At 71.7% G+C, this 18,366-nt stretch carries 16 protein-coding genes and 1 pseudogene; 3 read left to right on the top strand and 14 right to left on the bottom strand.

Annotation, left to right across the window (positions count from 1 at the left end; genetic code table 11):
* From ACFU5K_RS13465 to infC, 8 genes are all read right to left on the bottom strand, one after another.
* The coding region (locus ACFU5K_RS13465; protein WP_384060199.1) for an IS701 family transposase at nt 1–864 on the bottom strand (864 nt) is incomplete at its 3' end.
* 79 nt (nt 865–943) lie between these two features.
* Nucleotides 944–3,454, bottom strand: a complete 2,511-nt coding sequence (gene pheT / locus ACFU5K_RS13460; protein ID WP_384060179.1) for a phenylalanine--tRNA ligase subunit beta — start codon at nt 3,452–3,454, stop codon at nt 944–946.
* Nucleotides 3,454–4,581 carry a phenylalanine--tRNA ligase subunit alpha gene (pheS, locus tag ACFU5K_RS13455; RefSeq protein WP_384060177.1) on the bottom strand — a complete coding sequence of 376 codons (1,128 nt, stop codon included), beginning with the start codon at nt 4,579–4,581 and terminating at the stop codon, nt 3,454–3,456. The genes pheT and pheS overlap by 1 nt, the downstream gene beginning before the upstream one ends.
* A 143-nt stretch (nt 4,582–4,724) precedes the next feature.
* A complete protein-coding gene (locus ACFU5K_RS13450; RefSeq protein ID WP_384060174.1) occupies nt 4,725–5,888 on the bottom strand; it encodes an ATP-binding protein in 1,164 nt (387 codons plus the stop codon).
* Nucleotides 5,889–6,032: 144 nt separating this feature from the next.
* A complete protein-coding gene (locus ACFU5K_RS13445) occupies nt 6,033–6,872 on the bottom strand; it encodes a TrmH family RNA methyltransferase (RefSeq protein WP_384060171.1) in 840 nt (279 codons plus the stop codon).
* A 162-nt stretch (nt 6,873–7,034) separates the two neighbouring features.
* Entirely contained in the window at nt 7,035–7,418 is a 384-nt protein-coding gene (gene rplT, locus ACFU5K_RS13440; protein WP_007457565.1) for a 50S ribosomal protein L20, read from the bottom strand.
* A 114-nt stretch (nt 7,419–7,532) separates the two neighbouring features.
* A complete protein-coding gene (rpmI, locus tag ACFU5K_RS13435; protein ID WP_099176763.1) occupies nt 7,533–7,727 on the bottom strand; it encodes a 50S ribosomal protein L35 in 195 nt (64 codons plus the stop codon).
* Nucleotides 7,728–7,846: 119 nt separating this feature from the next.
* The gene (gene infC, locus ACFU5K_RS13430; RefSeq protein WP_384060197.1) at nt 7,847–8,521 is read right to left on the bottom strand and encodes a translation initiation factor IF-3; all 675 of its coding nucleotides are present in this window, start codon (nt 8,519–8,521) and stop codon (nt 7,847–7,849) included.
* Nucleotides 8,522–8,904: 383 nt separating this feature from the next.
* Between infC and ACFU5K_RS13425 the strand changes: the two genes are divergently transcribed.
* A complete protein-coding gene (locus tag ACFU5K_RS13425) occupies nt 8,905–9,270 on the top strand; it encodes a DUF1844 domain-containing protein (RefSeq protein ID WP_384060168.1) in 366 nt (121 codons plus the stop codon).
* 236 nt (nt 9,271–9,506) lie between these two features.
* Here ACFU5K_RS13425 and ACFU5K_RS13420 read toward each other — a convergent pair whose 3' ends face one another.
* Nucleotides 9,507–10,235: an SseB family protein gene (locus tag ACFU5K_RS13420; protein WP_384060166.1), complete on the bottom strand. Its 729-nt coding sequence runs from the start codon at nt 10,233–10,235 to the stop codon at nt 9,507–9,509.
* A gap of 86 nt (nt 10,236–10,321) precedes the next feature.
* Between ACFU5K_RS13420 and ACFU5K_RS13415 the strand changes: the two genes are divergently transcribed.
* Nucleotides 10,322–11,227, top strand: a complete 906-nt coding sequence (locus tag ACFU5K_RS13415) for a serine hydrolase (RefSeq protein ID WP_384060163.1) — start codon at nt 10,322–10,324, stop codon at nt 11,225–11,227.
* A 72-nt stretch (nt 11,228–11,299) separates the two neighbouring features.
* On the opposite strand, the gene mycP is transcribed toward ACFU5K_RS13415, so the two are convergent.
* From mycP to ACFU5K_RS13400, 3 genes and pseudogenes are all read right to left on the bottom strand, one after another.
* The gene (gene mycP / locus ACFU5K_RS13410) at nt 11,300–12,514 is read right to left on the bottom strand and encodes a type VII secretion-associated serine protease mycosin (protein WP_384060161.1); all 1,215 of its coding nucleotides are present in this window, start codon (nt 12,512–12,514) and stop codon (nt 11,300–11,302) included.
* Nucleotides 12,511–13,614, bottom strand: a complete 1,104-nt coding sequence (locus ACFU5K_RS13405) for a hypothetical protein (protein WP_384060159.1) — start codon at nt 13,612–13,614, stop codon at nt 12,511–12,513. The genes mycP and ACFU5K_RS13405 overlap by 4 nt, the downstream gene beginning before the upstream one ends.
* A gap of 218 nt (nt 13,615–13,832) precedes the next feature.
* A pseudogene (locus tag ACFU5K_RS13400) lies at nt 13,833–14,797 on the bottom strand (RNA-guided endonuclease InsQ/TnpB family protein).
* A gap of 151 nt (nt 14,798–14,948) precedes the next feature.
* Here ACFU5K_RS13400 and ACFU5K_RS13395 point away from each other — a divergent pair.
* On the top strand, nt 14,949–16,151 hold the full coding sequence (locus tag ACFU5K_RS13395) for an amino acid deaminase/aldolase (RefSeq protein ID WP_384060156.1): 1,203 nt from the start codon (nt 14,949–14,951) through the stop codon (nt 16,149–16,151).
* A 56-nt stretch (nt 16,152–16,207) separates the two neighbouring features.
* On the opposite strand, the gene ACFU5K_RS13390 is transcribed toward ACFU5K_RS13395, so the two are convergent.
* Complete coding sequence (locus ACFU5K_RS13390; protein ID WP_384060153.1) at nt 16,208–16,996, bottom strand: 3-oxoacyl-ACP reductase; 789 nt, start codon at nt 16,994–16,996, stop codon at nt 16,208–16,210.
* A 5-nt stretch (nt 16,997–17,001) separates the two neighbouring features.
* Complete coding sequence (locus tag ACFU5K_RS13385) at nt 17,002–18,366, bottom strand: aldehyde dehydrogenase family protein (RefSeq protein WP_384060151.1); 1,365 nt, start codon at nt 18,364–18,366, stop codon at nt 17,002–17,004.

Below are 18,366 nucleotides of genomic sequence, written 5' to 3'. Positions count from 1 at the left end.
TCCGGTGCCGGGCCGGGAGCCCTCCCGCCATTGCACCGGCTTCGCCGCCCTGCGGCCGGCGGCCATGACCAGCTGTTTCACCGACTGGGGCTTGTTGGGGTACTTCGCGACCGGGGGGCGTCCGTTCCCGGAGTACGGCTCGGTCACCGGTACGGCTTCGCCAGGGTGGGCCGACATGGTGGTCGAGATGCCCACCACATAGTTGAGGCCGCGGGCCTGGACACCGAGGCGGAAGGCTGCGGCATCGCCGTATCCGGCATCCGCGACGGCCAGCGGCACCTCGATGCCCCACGAGCGGGTCTCGTCGAGCATGTCGAGCGCGAGCTGCCATTTCTCCACGTGCCCGGTGTCGTCGGGGATGCCGCAGGCGGTGCGGCGGGCGACCTTGTCCGGGTCTGCCTTCCCGGATCCGGGCGCCCAGGTCTCGGGCAGGAACAGCCGCCAGTCAACTGCCGCCGAGGCGTGGTCGGAGCCCATGTGCAGGGAGACACCCACCTGGCAGTTGGTGACCTTTCCAGCGGTGCCGGTGTACTGCCGTGACACGCACGCCGAGGCATTGCCGTCCTTGAGGAACCCGGTGTCGTCGAAGACCAGGGCGGTGGGTCGGATCGCCTTTTCCATCTTCCAGGCCAGCCGGGCTCTCACGTGCGCGGGATCCCACGGGCTGGTGGTGATGAAGTGGGCCAGGGCCTGACGGTTCCCGTCCTCACCCAGCCGGGCGGCCATCGGCTCGACCGACTTGCGCTGCCCGTCCATGAGCAGGCCCCGCAAGTAGACCTGCCCCCACCGACGCTGGTCGTCCCTCGCGAACGGCTCGAAAACCTCCGCCGCGAAATCCTCCAACTCACCACGCACCGCTGCAATCTCGTCCGGAGTCACACCCCCTCAACGCACCACCGAACCAAAGGACACGCTCACCCACAACCAACCTGACCAAGCCCTACTAGGCGCCGCGCAGCACCGCTCCGGTGCGCTCGGCTGCCAGGGCGACCGCGCTGTCGCGGGCCGCGGATGCCTCCTCGACCGTGAGCGTGCGGTCAGGGGCACGGAACCTCAGCGCGTACGCCAGGGACTTGTGGCCCTCACCGATCTGCTCGCCGGTGAAGACGTCGAACAGCCGCAGCGATTCGAGCAGGTCACCGGCGCCCTCGCGCAGGGCCTTCTCCACCACGGCGGCGGGCACGTCCGAGGCCACGACGAGGGCGACGTCCTGGGTCGCCACCGGGAAGGTGGAGATCCTCGGCGCCTGGAGCGCGCCGTCGACGGCCTGCTCCAGGACGTCGAGCTCGACCTCCATCGCGCAGGACCGCTCCGGCAGGTGGAGCTCCTTGACGACGCGCGGGTGCAGTTCGCCCGCGTGCCCGAAGAGCGTCTCCTGACCGTCGACCGTGACGTACAGCGCGGCGCAGCGGCCGGGGTGCCACGGTGCGTGGCGGTCGGCGCGGACCGTCACCTCGACGCCCGCCTCGCGGGCGATCGTGCGCGCCGCCTCGACGGAGTCCGCCCAGCCGGACGGACGGCCCTTGCCCCACCAGCCCGCCAGCTCGCGGGCGCCGGCGAGGACGACCGCGGCGTGGCGCGGCTGACGCGGCAGAGTGGCGTCCAGGCCGGCGATCTCCTCGTCGGTGGGACGACGGTCGACGGGCAGTCGCGGAGCCTTGGTCTCCTCGCCGGTCGGCCTGAAGACCAGCCCGGTCTCGAAGAGCGCCAGGTCGTGGCTGCCGCGCCCGTCGTTGCGCCGCAGGGCGCCGAGCAGTCCCGGCAGCAGCGTGGTGCGGAGCGCCGGCTCCTCGTCGGAGAGCGGGTTGACGAGGTCGACCGTACGGCGACGGGCGTCGTCCTGCTCCAGTCCGAGCCGGTCGAGGACGGCCTCACCGATGAACGGGTAGTTCGGCGCCTCGACGTAACCGGCACCGGCGAGAGCCCGGCCGATGCGGCGCTGCAGCCGCTGTCGGTCGGTGAGCCCGCGGCCGGAGGGCGGCTTCGGCAGGGTGGACGGGAGGTTCTCGTACCCCTCCAGCCGGATGACCTCTTCGGCGAGGTCGTTCGGCGCGGTGAGGTCCGGGCGCCAGGACGGCACCGTGACGAGCAGCTCGTCCTGCCCGTAGACGTCGCAGCCGACCTCCTGCAGGCGGCGTACGACGGTCTCGCGGCCGTACTCGACCCCCGCCACCCGGTCGGGGTGGCTCGCGGGCATCGCGATGGTGCGGGGCGCGGACGGTGCGGTGATCTCGGTGACGCCCGCCTCGGCCGTGCCGCCCGCCAGGAGCACCAGCAGGTCCACGGTGCGCTGCGCGGCAGCTGCGGCGGCCTGCGGGTCGACCCCGCGCTCGAAGCGCTTGGACGCCTCGGAGCTGAGCTTGTGGCGGCGTGCGGTGCGGGCGATGGTGATCGCGTCGAAGTGCGCGGCCTCGATGACGACCTCGGTGGTCCCGGCCTCCTCGGCCGTGTCAGCGATCTCCGTGTCGGCGCCGCCCATGACGCCCGCGAGGCCGATCGGCCCGCGGTCGTCGGTGATGACCAGGTCCTGGGCGTCCAGGACGCGCTTGGCACCGTCGAGCGTGGTGAGCTTCTCGCCCTGCTGGGCACGGCGCACGCCGATCGGCCCGCTGACGCGGGTGCGGTCGTAGGCGTGCAGCGGCTGGCCGAGTTCGAGCATCACGTAGTTCGTGATGTCGACCGCGAGCGAGACGGTGCGCATCCCCGCCTTCTGCAGCCTGCGCTGCATCCAGATCGGGGAGCGCGCCTCGGGCCGCAGTCCGGTGACGGTGCGCGCGGTGAAGTTGCTGCAGCCGATCGGGTCGGACACCTTGACCGGGTAGCCGTGCGCGTTGGGCGGAGGGACGTCCAGGAGTGCCGGGTCGCGCAGCGGCAGCCCGTAGGCGATGGCGGCCTCGCGGGCGACACCGCGCATCGACAGGCAGTAGCCGCGGTCCGGCGTGACGGCGATGTCGAGGACCTCGTCGACGAGCTCGAGGAGCTCGATCGCGTCGGTACCGGGCTCGTACTCCGGCGGCAGCACGATGATGCCGTGCGTGCCGTCGTCGCCCATGCCGAGCTCGTCGGTGGAGCAGATCATGCCGTGCGAGGTCCTGCCGTACGTCTTGCGCGCCGCGATCGCGAAGTCACCGGGCAGTACGGCGCCCGGGAGGACCACGACGACCTTGTCGCCGACGGCGAAGTTACGGGCGCCGCAGACGATCTCCTGCGGCTCACCGGTGCCGTTGGCGTCGCCGACGTCGACGGTGCAGAAGCGGATGGGCTTCTTGAAGCCCTCCAGCTCCTCGATGGTCAGTACCTGTCCGACGACCAGGGGGCCCTTGAGCCCGGCACCGGTCTGCTCCACGGCCTCGACCTCGAGGCCGACGGCGACGAGCTTGGCCTGTACGTCACGGCCGGTCTCGGTCACCGGCAGGTCGACGTACTCCCGCAGCCAGGAAAGCGGGACGCGCATCAGATCTCCATCCCGAACGGCCGGGTGAACCGGACGTCACCCTCGACCATGTCTCGCATGTCCTCTACGTTGTGGCGGAACATCAGCATCCGCTCGATGCCGAACCCGAAGGCGAATCCGCTGTACTTCTCCGGGTCCACACCGCAGGCGACGAGCACCTTCGGGTTGACCATGCCGCAGCCGCCGAGCTCGATCCAGCCTTCGCTGCCGCAGGTGCGGCAGGGGCGGTCCGGGTTGCCCACGGACTCGCCGCGGCAGACGTAGCAGACCATGTCCATCTCGGCCGACGGCTCGGTGAACGGGAAGAAGTTCGGCCGCAGCCGGGTCGTCATCTCCGGACCGAAGAGCGCCTGGACCATGTGGTCGAGGGTGCCCTTGAGGTCGGCCATCGTGAGGCCCTCGTCGACGGCGAGCAGCTCGATCTGGTGGAAGACCGGGGTGTGCGTGGCGTCGAGCTCGTCCGTGCGGTAGACCCTGCCGGGGCAGACCACGTAGACGGGGGGCTTGCGGCTGAGCAGCGAGCGCACCTGGACGGGCGAGGTGTGCGTGCGCAGCACGACGCCGGACTCGTCGTTCTTGGCGCCGTCGGAGCCCTGGACGAAGAACGTGTCCTGCATCTGGCGCGCCGGGTGGTCCGGCACGAAGTTCAGGGCGTCGAAGTTGAACCACTCCGCCTCGACCTCGGGGCCCTCGGCGATCTCGTAGCCCATGGCCACGAAGACGTCGGCGACGCGCTCCATCATGGTCGTCAGGGGGTGGCGCGCGCCGGCCGGGGTGCGGTCGTAGGGCAGCGTGACGTCCACGGCCTCCTCGACGAGCACCCGGGCGTCACGCTCGGCCTCCAGCTCGGCCTGGCGGGCGGCCAGCGCCTTGGAGACGGCGCCGCGGGCCTGGCCCACGCGCTTGCCGGCCTCGGCCTTGGCCTGCGGGGGCAGCGCGCCGATCTCGCGGTTGGCGAGCGACAGGGGGGAGGTACCTCCGGTGTGCGCGGTCTTCGCCTGGGCGAGCGCGTCGAGGTCGCCCGCGGCGGCGAAGGCGGCGAACGCCTCGTCCCGCATGCGCTCGATCTCTTCCGGTTTCAGTGCCTCGACCTCGACTGGGTCGTACGACTTGTTCGGTGCCGACATCTCTTCCCGTGCTTCCGATTGGCTGATACTGCGCTGAACCGGGGAACCCCGGACTCCGCGGTCTCCGCTCGACGAGCGAGGACGCAAAGGTGCCAAAGGTCGAGTCTACGGTCCGCGGGACTGCGAAGGAGCCCGTGGGCGGCTCAGGCCCCCTGGGTCAGGTAGGCAGGCGCGCTCACGGGCAGGATAAACCGGAACTCGGCTCCGCCGCCGGGTCCGCGGGCCACGGTGATCGTACCGCCGTGCGCCTCGACGATGCCCTTGACGATGTACAGGCCCAGGCCGGTCCCGCCGCGCTTGCTCCCCCGCCAGAAACGGGTGAAGACGCGGGCCATCGACTCCTCGGGGATGCCGGGTCCCTCGTCGCTCACGGTGACTGCCGTTCCGCTCTCGTCGCTCTTCGCCGGTGCGGGCGCAGGGGCGATCTCGATAGTGACCGTTCCCTCGCCGTGGCGCACCGCGTTTTCGAGGAGGTTGCCGAGGACCTGGTCGACCTTGTCGGGGTCGGCCCAGAGCATGGGCAGCGGCTGGCGGGTGTGCACAAGGAAGCGGTCGGGCGCCTGGCCGTTCGCGGTGAGTGCCTGGATGTGGCGTTCGACGGCCGCGGAGACGTCCACGGGCTGACGGCGCAGCTCCAGCCGTCCGGAGTCGATCCGGGAGATGTCGAGCAGTTCGGCGATGAGCCGGGTGACGCGGTTGGCGTCGGCGTCGACGGTCTCCAGCATGAGGCGCTTCTGGTCGTCGGTGAACCGCTCCCACTTGGCCAGCAGCGTCGCGGTGAACCCCTTGACCGAGGTGAGCGGGGAGCGCAGTTCGTGGGCGACGGTGGCGATGAGCTCGGCGTGGCTGAGTTCGGTACGGCGCCGGGCCTCGGTGCCGCGCAGCGACACGACGAGCCGGCGGACGGGCCCGGTAGGGGTCTCGCGCACGTAGCGGGCGGACACGAGGACCTCTCGGCCGCCCGGCAGCAGCAGGTTGCGCTCGGGCTGGCCGGTCCGGGTGGGGAGCCCGCCGTACGGATCGGTCAGGGTCCACCAGCGGCGTCCCTTGAGGTCCTCGAGGGGCAGGGCCTGGTCCACCGGCAGGCCGATGGCGGCGGTGCGGGAGGTGGCGGTGATCCGGGCTGCCGCCGCGTTGAAGCAGATGACGCGGCCCGCACCGTCTGCGACGACGAGGCCGTCGGGGAGATCGTCCGGGTCCACGCCCATGGCCGGGTCCCCGGTGGCCGGAGCCTCGCCGGCTCCGTCGGTGAGGGCGCGCACGGTCGGTGTGTGTGCCGCTCGCGACCCGCTCGTACCGACAGCCATATCCCGTACCCCACCTCTCGAACCGGTGCAGTGGGCCCCCGAGTTCGTCACCCTACTAGGCGTCGGCGGACGAGCGACACCCTGTGGGTGCGCACCGCCGCGTGTGGCCGGTATCGAGCGGCCGGGCCGTGGGCGGCAGGTCTCTCAGCCGGTGCGGCGCGGGCGCTGGGCGCGGGCGGAGGCATAGAGGCACACGGCTGCGGCGGTGGCGAGATTGAGACTCTCGGCCTTGCCGTGGATGGGGACCCTGACCACCGCGTCGGCCAAGGCGCGCGTCTCCTCGGGCAGGCCCCAGGCCTCGTTGCCGAACACCCAGGCGGTGGGGCCGCCCATCGTGCCGGTGTCGAGCTCGTCGTCGAGGTCCCTGTCGCCCGCGCCGTCCGCCGCCAGAATGCGCACACCGGCGTCCCGCAGCCCTTGGACCGCCTGCTCGACGGGAACGCCGACGGCCACCGGAAGATGGAAGAGGGAGCCGACCGAGGCCCGTACCGACTTGGGGTTGTAGAGGTCCACGGAGGCGTCGGTGAGTACGACGGCGTCGGCCCCGGCGGCGTCCGCGCACCGCAGGACCGTGCCCGCGTTCCCCGGGTCGCGTACGTTCGCGAGGACGGCGACCAGAGTGGGCTTCGCGGCGATGACGTCCGCGAAGGGCGAGTCCAGGAAATGGCAGACGCCGATCAGACCCTGCGGGGTGACCGTCTGCGAGACGTCGGCGAGGACGTCGGCGTCGGCGAGGCTCACGCGGGCACCCGCGTCGTGGGCGGCGCCGATGATGTCGGCGTAGCGGTCGGCCGCCTCGACGGTGGCGAAGAGCTCGGTCAGCGTGGACCGGCCGTCGCCGCCGCGGTGCGCGGCGGCCTCCCGCACGGCCTGCGGCCCCTCGGCGATGAACCTGCGCTCCTTGCCGCGGAAATTGCGCCTGGCCAGTCGGCGTGCGGCGGCGATTCGCGGCGATCGTGCGGAGATCAGTTCAGGGGTGCCCATGGTCGGCGGCGAGCCTCTCTGCGTAAGTCGACTTCTCTGCGTACGTTTCTGTGCGTACGGCTGACTACGTACGCGGCACGTGGTGGAACGCACCGGACCCGCAGACGGCACACGCCTGCGGGTCCGGCTCGAAACGCTGGAACGTCTGAAGTGCTGCCTGGATCAGGCGGCCTTCGGGGCGTTGACGTCGCTCGGGAGGGCCTTCTGGGCGACCTCGACGAGGGCGGCGAACGCGTTGGCGTCGTTGACCGCGAGCTCGGCCAGGATCTTGCGGTCCACCTCGATGTTGGCGGCCTTCAGACCCTGGATGAGGCGGTTGTACGTCATGCCGTTCTGACGGGCGGCCGCGTTGATGCGCTGGATCCAGAGCTGACGGAAGTCGCCCTTGCGCTTCTTGCGGTCGTTGTAGTTGTAGACCAGGGAGTGGGTGACCTGCTCCTTGGCCTTGCGGTACAGGCGCGAACGCTGACCGCGGTAGCCCTTGGCGGCCTCGAGGATCGCCCGGCGCTTCTTGTGGGCGTTTACTGCCCGCTTGACGCGTGCCACTTTTAACTCCTTGCAGCGGGGCTGGGAATCACGTTGTCGACTCACCAAGCCCGGAAACGAATTGGTCCCGGTCGGATCGAGGTCGCGCCTCCGGGTGAACCGGAGGCAACGGCCTCACTTGCCGAGAAGCTTCTTGACCTTCTTGGCGTCGGCCGGAGCCACGACGACCGTGCCGGTCAGCGAGCGGGTCTTCTTGGACGACTTGTGCTCGAGCAGGTGGCGCTTGCCGGCCTTCTCGCGGAGCACCTTGCCGGAACCGGTGATCTTGAAGCGCTTGCTGGCACCGCTGTGCGTCTTGTTCTTCGGCATAGCGCCGTTATCTCCTCGTCGGTGGCGCCCCTCGCGGTGCGGGCACCGGACTGCAGGGGCGTCAGATCTTTGGGTGGTTCCCGAGGAACCCGGGGCGCCTGGATGGCGGCCCCCGGAGGTCAGGCCTCGGAAGGTGTCTCGGCCGGAGCCTCAGCCGGGGCCTCGGCCGCTGCGGCCGGAGCCTCAGCGGTGTCACCCTCGGACTCGGTGTCGGGGGCGGACCCCTGACGCTCGGCCTTGCGGGCGGCCTGGGCCTCACGGGCTTCGGCCATGGCTTCGGTCTTCTTCTTGTGCGGGCCCAGAACCATGATCATGTTCCGGCCGTCCTGCTTCGGGTTCGACTCGATGAAGCCGAGGTCCTCGACGTCCGAAGCGAGACGCTGGAGCAGACGGAATCCCAGCTCGGGACGGGACTGCTCACGACCGCGGAACATGATCGTGATCTTGACCTTGTCCCCCTGCTTGAGGAACCGGACGACGTGACCCTTCTTGGTGTCGTAGTCGTGCGGGTCGATCTTCGGCCGGAGCTTCATTTCCTTGATGACCGTGTGCGCCTGGTTCTTGCGCGCCTCACGGGCCTTCATGGCCGATTCGTACTTGAACTTCCCGTAGTCCATGAGCTTGCACACGGGGGGACGGGCTGTCGCCGCCACCTCGACCAGGTCGAGGTCGTACTCCTGTGCGAGCTCCAGGGCCTTGGCAAGCGGAACAATCCCGACCTGCTCGCCGCTGGGACCGACAAGTCGGACCTCGGGAACGCGAATCCGGTCGTTGATGCGGGGCTCGGCGCTGATGGATCCTCCTCGGTAGCACCACGCGACCGCCTGGCGGACAGCCGCGTAACGTCTTCTGTGAGACCAACCGAGCCGGGAAAGAAAAAGAGCCCCGGACGGGACACAGGCGGGGCTCCTGGAAATACCGGAACACCGCCGCGTCTACCGCGGGGCGCATCGGGCAGCTCCATCGTCCGTACGGAACGATGGTCGCCACCAGACCGGTGACCCGCCATCCGTGAGGACGGTCGGGTGGGAGATCGGAGCCTCCACTTGTGGGCCGAACACATAGGTGTCCAGCCGGTCGTTACACAAGGTTAGCAGTCCGGTCGCGCAGGCGCTAATCCGTCCTCCCGACGGCTCCCGCGAGAAGGACGCGCGCGGCCGGGCCTTATCGTGTGGGCATGAGCGACGCGACCTCCCCCAGCACCGAGAACCCCGGCTTCGACGACATGGCCCGCGACATCGCGGAGGTCCCCGCGGTCGAGGTGATCGTGACAGTCGCGGTCAATCTGATGAGCGCGGCAGCCGTGAAGCTCGGCCTGACCGAGGAGGGCGAGCAGCACAAGGACCTCGACGAGGCCCGCAAGCTGGTCCACGCACTGGCCGGACTGCTCGACGCCGGCGCCACCGAGATCAGCACCTTCCACGCCTCGCCGCTCCGCGACGGCCTGAAGTCCCTGCAGCTCGCCTTCCGCGAGGCGTCCCTCGTCCCGGACGAGCCCGGCCAGGGCCCCGGCGAGAAGTACACGGGCCCCGTCTACGGCTAGTGCCGCGACCGGCAATGTTTGCCCGGTAGGAGCGCCCGCCGGTGCGTGCGATCGCAAGGCGGCCGGAAGTCCTTGTAGCGGAGCTACCAGGGCTTTTGGCCAACGCAGCGAGCGTGCGTGCTGGGCGGCGCGACGGGGCAAAGCTTGCCGGGAGGGGCACTGGTTTCCGCCGCCCCGGCCTGTCCGCACGTCCCTCCGAGCCCGCCGCCCGTCCCCAGGTGGCGGGCTCGCGTGCGTCAGCGGACGAACAGCGGCTCGCCCGGAGCCTCGGCACCGGCGGGCAGCAGCGCGAGGTCGAGCCCGCGCACCAGCCGCGCGCGCAGCACCTCGCTCGCCGAGAGCGCGTCGGCGACGCGGCGCGCGGCTTCGGCCGCCACCGCGTCCGGCGCCAGGACGAGCGCGAGGGTGCCGTCGGCCTGCCCGGGGCCGAGGTGGGCCCGGAGCACCTCGGGCTCGGCGGCGACGGCCTCCCGCACCGCGCCGACCACGGCGGGGTCGTCGAGCGGGTCCGCGCTGGTCCGGTTCTCGGCCAGGGCCAGAAGCGCCGGGCCGGTCAGCTCGAAGGCGACCGGCCCCGCCAAGTCGAGCACCACGGTGTCGGCCTTCTCGTGCGCGGCGGCCTGCAGCGCCTGGTGCAGGGGTACGGCGACGGGGCGTGCCTGGGGGTCCCAGAGGGCCAGCGAGGCGGTGGAGGTGAAGGCAGGCAGGGCGCGCCGGTCACCGGCCTGCAGCGTCGGCACGGCCATGTCGCTGGTCTTCTCGCGGCGCAGCCCGTTCTCGTCCTCCTCCACCTCCCCCAGCACGGCGACGACCGGCACGAGGAGCCGGGCGTCGCGCAGTGCCGCGAGGACGGGACCGACGGCCGACCGGTCCGCGGCCCAGGCGGTGAGGGCCGCCGTCAGCTCGGGAGAGGCGGTGCCGTCGTCGTCGGAGAAACCTGAGTCCGGAATGTTCTTGAGCGCCACAGGAGGAGCGTAGTGGGTCGGCTCTCCCGTCTCGGCGAGAGGTCGGACACAGGCTCCTGCCGACCGCGCTGCCCGGCGTCCGGGCCGTGCCCCGCCACTCGACGCGCAGGTCCGTGCTGTCTCCTTCGGTCTGCGCCGCTGCCCTGCCGCTGGTCGGTTCCGCCGCCGGGGGTGCGTATCCGGTGGGTCGTCCACCGGACGGCGGGCCCGTCGCCGTGGCCGCCGTATCCTCCGCGTCGGGCCCGGCACCCGCGGCGGGCCGGAGCGAGGAGCCCGAGGTGGATCTGGACGCGGAGCCGGCCGGCGCACTGGCGTCCCTGGCCGGCGGCGCCGACGTGTCGGTGGCGGTACTGGACACCACGACCGGGAAGCGTGCGGCTTACGGGGACGGGGCCTACGACACGGCCAGCATCGTCAAGGTCGACATCCTGGCCGCGCTCTTGCTGAGTGCGCAGGACGAGGGGCGGAAACTGAACGGCGCGGAACTGGCGTACGCCGAGGCCATGATCCGGCGCAGCGACAACACCTCGGCCACCGAGCTGTTCAGGTCCGTCGGCGGGGAGGAGGGACTCGACGCGGCCAACCGGCGGCTGGGGCTGACGGGGACCAGAGCCGCCCACGCGTGGGGCCTGACGCAGACCACGGCCGTGGACCAGGTGCGGCTTCTGGAGGCGGTGTTCGGTACGGACTCGGAGCTCTCGGCGGCTTCCCGGGCCTGTGTGGCGGAGCTGATGGGGCAGGTCGAGGCGGACCAGCGCTGGGGGGTCTCCGCGGCGGGCACGGACGCGGCGCTGAAGAACGGCTGGATGCCCCGTACGACGACGGGGCTGTGGGACGTCAACAGCATCGGGCGGGTGGCGAGCGGCGGGCACACCCTGCTGGTGGCGGTGCTGTCGCGGGGACACACGACGAAGGAGGCGGGCATCGCCCTCGTGGAGTCCGTCGCGAAGGCCGCTGCGAGGGTGGCGGGCGCGGTGGACGCGACGGGCTGACGACGGCACTGTCCACGCGCCTCGCGGCAGGGCTCGCACACCGGTCGCGGGCTTGGCGGACCCCGGTGTCCGTCAGCGCGGCCCGCCCGGGGCGTACGGGGTGCTCCGGCGTCCGGCGGTGTTCCTGCCCCGCCACAGCACGACGGCCAGGGTGAGGAGTACGGCTCCGAGGCCGCCGGCGGTGGGTGCGAGCCAGCCGGCCGGGTCCTCGTCCTGACGCTCGGGAGCGGGCCCCGTACCGAAGTACCGCTCGTGGTATCCGGCCTCGGCGGACCGGGCGTCCAGATCGTCGGGGCGCGTCTTCGCGCCGGCCTCGATCGCGGCGGCGGGGTCGACCAGACCGTAGCCCCGGGCGTCGTCACGCCCGCCCGAGGGTGAGTTTCGGGCGGTGTCCGCGAGCAGTGCCTTGATCTGGGCGGGTGACAGCCCCGGGTGTGCGGCGCGCACGAGCGCGACGGCACCCGAGACGAAGGCCGAGGCGGCCGAGGTGCCCCACTCGACGTAGTAGTGCCGGTCGGGGTTGGCGACGACGACGTCGACGCCGGGGGCACTGACGGTGGCGTACCAGCGACGGGTGGAGAAGGCGGCGTGCGTGCCGTACCTGTCGACGGCGGCTGCGGCGATCACGCCCGGGTAGGCGGCGGGATAGGAAACCCTGTCGCCCTTCTCGCCGCTGTTGCCCGCGGAGGCGACGACGGCCACTCCCTTGCCCAGTGCGTACTGCACGGCGGCGTCCTCGCCGGGCTCCGGGTGGGCGGACTTGCTGTCGTCTCCCAGGGAGAGGTTGATGACGTCGGCGCCGTGGTCGGTGGCCCAGCGGATGCCCTCGGCGAGCGCGGTGCCGCGTGACTCACGGGCCTTGGTGCGCGACGGGTCGTTGGATTCGAGGATCACCCGGACCGGAAGGATCTTCGCCCCGGGCGCGACTCCGAGGACGCCGTCACCCCGTCCGGGACCGTTGCCGCGGCCCGCGATGATGCCCGCCATCGCGGTGCCGTGCAGAGCCCATGAGCCGTCTCCGCGGCCGGCCCCGAAGCCTATGAGGTCCTTGCCGGGCAGCACCTGCCCGGCGAGGTCGGGGTGCTGGTCGTCGACCCCGGTGTCCAGGACGGCGACGGTGATCCCCTCGCCTTTGGTGGTCTGCCAGGCGCGGTCGGTGTGCAGGGCCTCCAGGCCCCACTGCTGGTCCCTGATCGCATCGGCCCGGGCCGGCACGGCGGGCAGCACCACGAAGGCGGCGGCCGTGGCCGCCGCGACGAGCACCCTGCGCGGGCGGGGGCGGGTCACTCCGGCTTCTCCGTGAGGGCGGCGACGGTCCTGCGCAGGGCGCGCTCGATCCGGTCGGCGACGCCTTTCGCCTCGTGCCCCAGCCCGGCCTGGGCGGCGACCGTCGCGGCGCCGGCCTTCATGGCTCCGGCGGCAGGCTGCGGCTCGGCGACGGTACGGCCGTCCGCGAAGCCGGAGACCGAGAAGACGACGACGGGCACCTCGGTCAGGACGTGCACCGTCCAGCTGGCGCGCTGCCGGGCTCCGAAGCCTGCCGCGGCGGTGCCCTCCACGGGGTAGGTGCGGGGCATCAGGTCGGAGCGCTCGGCGAGCTTCTGAGTCTCGAACCGCGTACCGAGTGCGCTCATCGACGTGGCGTCGGCCTCCGTGAAGACCATGCCGACCGTGGTGACGCTGGTGCGGGTGGCGTCGGTGTAGGTGGCGCGCACCAGGCGCTCGCAGCCGACCGGGCGGAGCGTCCTGAGCAGCAGGGGGTCGAGCCCCGCCGCACATCCGCCGTCATCGGCGACGCCGATCCGGGTCCAGACCCGGTCCGTCGCCCCGGGGCCGGCGCCGTCGCCTTTCAGGGTCCGCGGGAAGAGGGTGTCGACGGGCACGCTGTGCCAGGCGGAGCGGCTTGCCGCGTAGGCGTCGTCGGCTCCGGTCTCCGCCGCGGAGTCCCCGGTGAGCCAGCTCCCGGTGACGGCGCCGCCGATGAGCCCGAGACCGAGTACGGCGCAGACCCCGGCGAGCGCGGCCCTGACAGGACTTCCCGCCTTGACGGGGCGCAGCCGCGTGGTGGTCTCGGCGGGTGTCTCCGCGTAAGCGTAGTAGGCACCGGGCTGAGCGGGAGTGGCACCGGGGCGTGGGGTGAGGTCCACCGCTCCGACGGGCCTGCGCCGGGTGGCGGGCGGGGGCGGAGGCACCTGATGCGGGGGAGGCACGGCTCGCAGCCGGGTGGTGATCTCCGCGGGTCCGGGCTCGGCTCCCGGCACCGGTGGTCCGGGTTCCCTGCGCGGGGGCGGCGGTGCGGGCTCGGCGCGTGGGGGCGGCGGACCCGGTACGGCAGGCGGCACCGCCGGGCGGGGCGGCACTGGAGCGCGCTGCGCTTCGGTACTCATCCGACCCCCTGGTCCGCGTCCCCTTACCGCACACGGACCACCGTCGGGCACGGGCCCGTCCGTCCGTCGCGTGACGGTCACTCTACGGGGTGGACGGCGCCCGGTGGGCACGGGAAGGAAGCCCCGGGGGGATCTGTACCGAACGTCCCCTACCCACTGGTACGACGGTCTGGCAAGCTGCGGCCTTGACATCCTCCCCTCCCTGAGGGAGGGGAGTCCTACGGCTCGCGCCGTGGGGTTTTCTGCTTCGTCGCCGACGCCCCGCCCGGAGAACTCCGTTGAGGTCTTACACCAGCTCCACAGACTGTCACGGCCAGCCCGGCCGCCAGAAGGTCGCACGTCCACGTTCGCACGTGCAGGGGCATCTTCGATGCCATGGTGCCGCAGTTCGAGCACAGCTTCGACGAGGGGAAGAAGCGGTCAACGACCACCACGTCCCGCCCGTACCACCCGGCCTTGTACTCCAGCATGGTGCGGAACTCGGCCCACGACGCGTCACTGATGGCGCGGGCCAGGCTCCGGTTCCTGACCATGTTGCGGACGGTCAGGTCCTCGATCACGAGCGTTTGGTTCTCACGCACGAGTCGAGTCGACAGCTTGTGCAGGTGATCACGACGCCGGTCGGCGATCCGGGCATACACCTTCGCGGCCTTCAGCCGGGCCTTCGCCCCATTGTTGGAGCCCTTCGCCTTCCGGGACAGGTTCCGCTGCGCCTTCGCCAGACGGGCCCGGTCGCGACGCTCATGCCTCGGGTTCGAAACCTTCTCCCCGGTCGACAGGGTCATCAAGGTGGTGAGGCCCACGTCGATACCGACCGCCGCGTCCACGGTGGGCAACGCCTTCACCGAGGGGTCTTCGACGAGCACCGACACGAACCAGCGCCCCGCCGGATCCTGCGACACCGTCACCGTGGACGGCGAAGCACCCTCAGGCAGAGGCCGCGACCACACGATGTCCAGCGGGTCCTTCATCTTCGCGAGAGTGAGACGGCCGCCCTGGAAACGGAAGCCGCTGGTGGTGTACTCCGCCGACCGGCGGGACTTCTTCCGGGCTGCGTACGTGCGGCGAGCGCCAGGTCGTAGACCTTCCGCACACATCCGAAGGTGCGCGACAGCTCCGCCGCCTGCGCATCCGTCGGATAGAAGCGGTACTTGAACGCCCGCTTCACGTGACTGGTAGTCATGGCTCACAACTAGCAGAGGCTTGTGTGAAGATCGAACCTGCTGGTCGGAACACGGCCTTTCGCCTGGCGGCGAGACCCCGCCGTTGCCCTGCTCCGCAGGGGTTCGTCTCCTCCCCGGCCTGAAGGCCGGGGTATCCACGAAAGGACTCCGATGACTGTCCGCAGAGCTGACCGGGGCCGCTACGACCGGGCCACCACCCATCTCGACGCGCCGCTGGCCGTCGTCGATCTGGAGGCCTTCGACGCCAACGCCGACGACCTCGTTCGCCGGGCCGGCGGGAAGCCCGTCCGGGTGGCGAGCAAGTCGGTGCGCTGCCGCGCGCTGCTGGAGCGGGTGCTCGCGCGTCCGGGGTTCGCCGGGATCATGTCGTTCACCCTGGCCGAGTCCCTGTGGCTGGCCCGGGCCGGGTTCGACGACGTACTGCTGGCGTATCCGTCGGCCGACCGGGCCGCCTACGCGGAACTCGCGGCCGATCCCAAGCTCGCGGCCGCCGTGACGGTGATGGTGGACGACCCTGCGCAGCTGGAGCTCATCGACGCGGCGCGGGCCGGGGGTTCCGAGGAGATCCGGGTCTGTCTGGAACTGGACACATCGCTGCGGCTGCTCGGTGGCCGGGTCAGGGTCGGCGCGCTGCGCTCCCCGCTCCGCTCCCCCGGCCAACTCGCGGAGCTGGCAAGGTCGGTGGGGCGCAGGCCCGGTTTCCGACTGGTGGGTCTGATGGCGTACGAGGGCCATGTCGCGGGTGTCGGCGACTCGGTGGCCGGCCGGCCCCTGCTCTCGCGTGCGGTCAGGCTGATGCAGGCGGCGGCGCGGAAGGAACTGGCGGCCCGGCGCGCGGAGGTCGTGCGGGCGGTCCGTGCGGTGGCGCCGGACCTGGAGTTCGTGAACGGCGGTGGCACGGGGAGCGTGCAGCACACCGCGGCCGAGTCGGCGGTGACCGAGATCGCGGCCGGGTCCGGACTCTACGTGCCACGGCTGTTCGACAACTACACGTCGTTCACGGGCCGTCCGGCCGCCCTGTTCGCCCTGCCGGTGGTGCGGCGGCCGGGAGTGGGCGTCGTGACCGTGCTCGGCGGCGGCTATCCGGCGTCGGGCGCGCCCGGCGTGGACCGCCTGCCGGTGCCGTATCTGCCCGAGGGGCTGCGCTACGACCCGCAGGAGGGCGCCGGAGAGGTGCAGACGCCCCTGCTCGGCGCTCCCGCGGACGATCTGCTCATCGGGGACAAGGTGTGGTTCCGGCACGCCAAGGCCGGCGAACTGTGCGAGCGATTCGACGAGTTGCGGCTGATCGAGGGAGACCGGATCACCGCGACCGTCCCGACGTACCGCGGTGAAGGTCTGACGTTCCTCTGAAGCGCCCGGCCCTGGGTGGTCAGTTGCCGTGCGAACGGCTGGACGGCCCCGGGCTCCTACAGCGGGGTCACGTACGACCCCGCGATTCCGCCGTCCACCAGGAAGTCGCTGGCGTTGACGAACGAGGAGTCGTCGCTCGCCAGGAAGGCGACGGCTGCCGCGATCTCCTTCGCCTCGGCGAACCGGCCCAGGGGGATGTGCACGAGCCGGCGTGCCGCCCGCTCCGGGTCGGTGGCGAACAGCTCCTGGAGCAAAGGGGTGTTGACCGGCCCAGGGCACAGGGCGTTGACCCGGATCCCCTCACGCGCGAACTGCACCCCCAGTTCGCGGGACAGCGCGAGGACGCCGCCCTTGGAGGCGGTGTACGAGATCTGGGAGGTCGCGGCGCCCATCCGGGCCACGAAGGACGCGGTGTTGATGATCGAGCCGCGGCCCTGACGCCGCATGTACGGCAGGGCGGCCTTGCAGCAGAGGTAGACGGAGGTGAGGTTGACGTCCTGGACCCGCTTCCACGCCTCCAGCCCGGTCGTGAGGATCGAGTCGTCGTCGGGCGGCGAGATGCCGGCGTTGTTGAAGGCGATGTCGACGGAGCCGTAGGTGTCGTCCGCCGCCGCGAAGAGCTCCTCGACCTGGCCGGGGTCGGTCACGTCGACCCTGACGAAGGTGCCTGCGACGTCCTCGGCGACGGCCCTGCCCGCGCTCTCGTCGATGTCACCGCAGACGACGTGGGCCCCTTCCGAGGCGAGCCGGTGTGCGGTGGCGAGGCCGATGCCGCTTCCCGCCCCTGTGATGACCGCGGTGCGGCCGGTGAGACGTCGGCAGATGTACCCGGTGTCTGTGCTCATGCGTTTCAGGCCTCCGTGCCGATGAAGACGTTCTTGGTTTCGGTGAAGGCCGCGAGGGCGTCGGGCCCCAGTTCACGGCCGAGTCCGGACTGTCCGTACCCGCCGAAGGGAGTCCAGTAGCGGACGGCGGAGTGGGAGTTGACGGACAGGTTGCCGGCGCGGACGGCCCGGGAGACGCGCAGCGCCCGTCCCACGTCGCGGGTCCAGACCGAGCCGGCCAGGCCGTATTCGGTGGCGTTGGCCAGCCGGACGGCGTCTGCCTCGTCGTCGAAGGGCAGCACGACGGCGACGGGCCCGAAGACCTCCTCGGTTGCGACGGGCGCGTCCGGGGCGACACCGGTGAGCACGGTCGGCGGGAACCAGAACCCGGAGCCGGTGGGTGCGCTGCCCCGGATGCCGTCCGCGTCCTCGGGGACGAGTGCGCGCACGCGCTCCAGCTGGGTGCGGGAGATCAGCGGACCCATCTGGGTCTTCTCGTCCGAGGGGTCCCCGACGACCACGGCCGCGAGCGCGGGGAGGAGGAGTTCGAGGAAGCGGTCGTACACGGAACGCTGGACCAGGATGCGGGTGCGGGCGCAGCAGTCCTGGCCGGCGTTGTCCAGGAAGGACATGGGTGCGGAGGCCGCCGCGGCCTCGATGTCCGCGTCGGCGAAGACGATGTTGGGGCTCTTGCCGCCGAGTTCGAGCGTCACCCGTTTCACCCGGTCCGCGCACCTGGCCATGACCTGCTTGCCGACGCGGGTCGATCCGGTGAAGACGATCTTGGCGACACCGGGGTGCTCGACCAGGGCGTTGCCCGCCACGTCACCGGCGCCCGGCAGCACCTGGAAGAGGTGCTCGGGCAGACCCGCGTCGAGTGCCAGCCGGGCCAGGTGCAGAGCGGTGAGCGGAGTGGTCTCGGCCGGTTTGAGGAGTACGGCGTTCCCGGCCGCCAGGGCAGGGGCCGTGCCCCACGCGGCGATCGGCATCGGGAAGTTCCACGGGGCGATCACGCCGACGACGCCGAGCGGTTCCAGGAGGGTGAGGTCGATTCCGCCCGGTACGGGGATCTGACGTCCGGTGAGGCGCTCCACTCCCCCGGCCGCGTAGTCCAGCAGGTCCCGTACGTTCGCGGCCTCCCACCGGGCGTTGCCCAGGGTGTGGCCGGCCTCGGTGACCTCCAGCCTGGCCAGTTGTTCGCTCTGCTCGTCGACGAGCACGGCGAAGCGGCGAAGCAGCCGCGCCCGGTCGGCGGGGGCCAGCGCCGCCCAGCGGATCTGGGCGGCGGCGGCGCGGGTGACGGCGGCGTCGACCTCGGCGGCGGTGGTGGCCGGGACGGTGGCGACGAGCTGCTCGGTCGCCGGGTCGAGGACGCGGTGCTCGTGGATCAA

Origin of the sequence: Streptomyces sp. NPDC057428, assembly GCF_042803195.1 — a bacterium.
Lineage (GTDB): Bacteria > Actinomycetota > Actinomycetes > Streptomycetales > Streptomycetaceae > Streptomyces.
The sequence above is the reverse complement of the archived record's forward strand: the minus strand, read 5'-3'. Positions and strand labels throughout refer to the sequence as shown.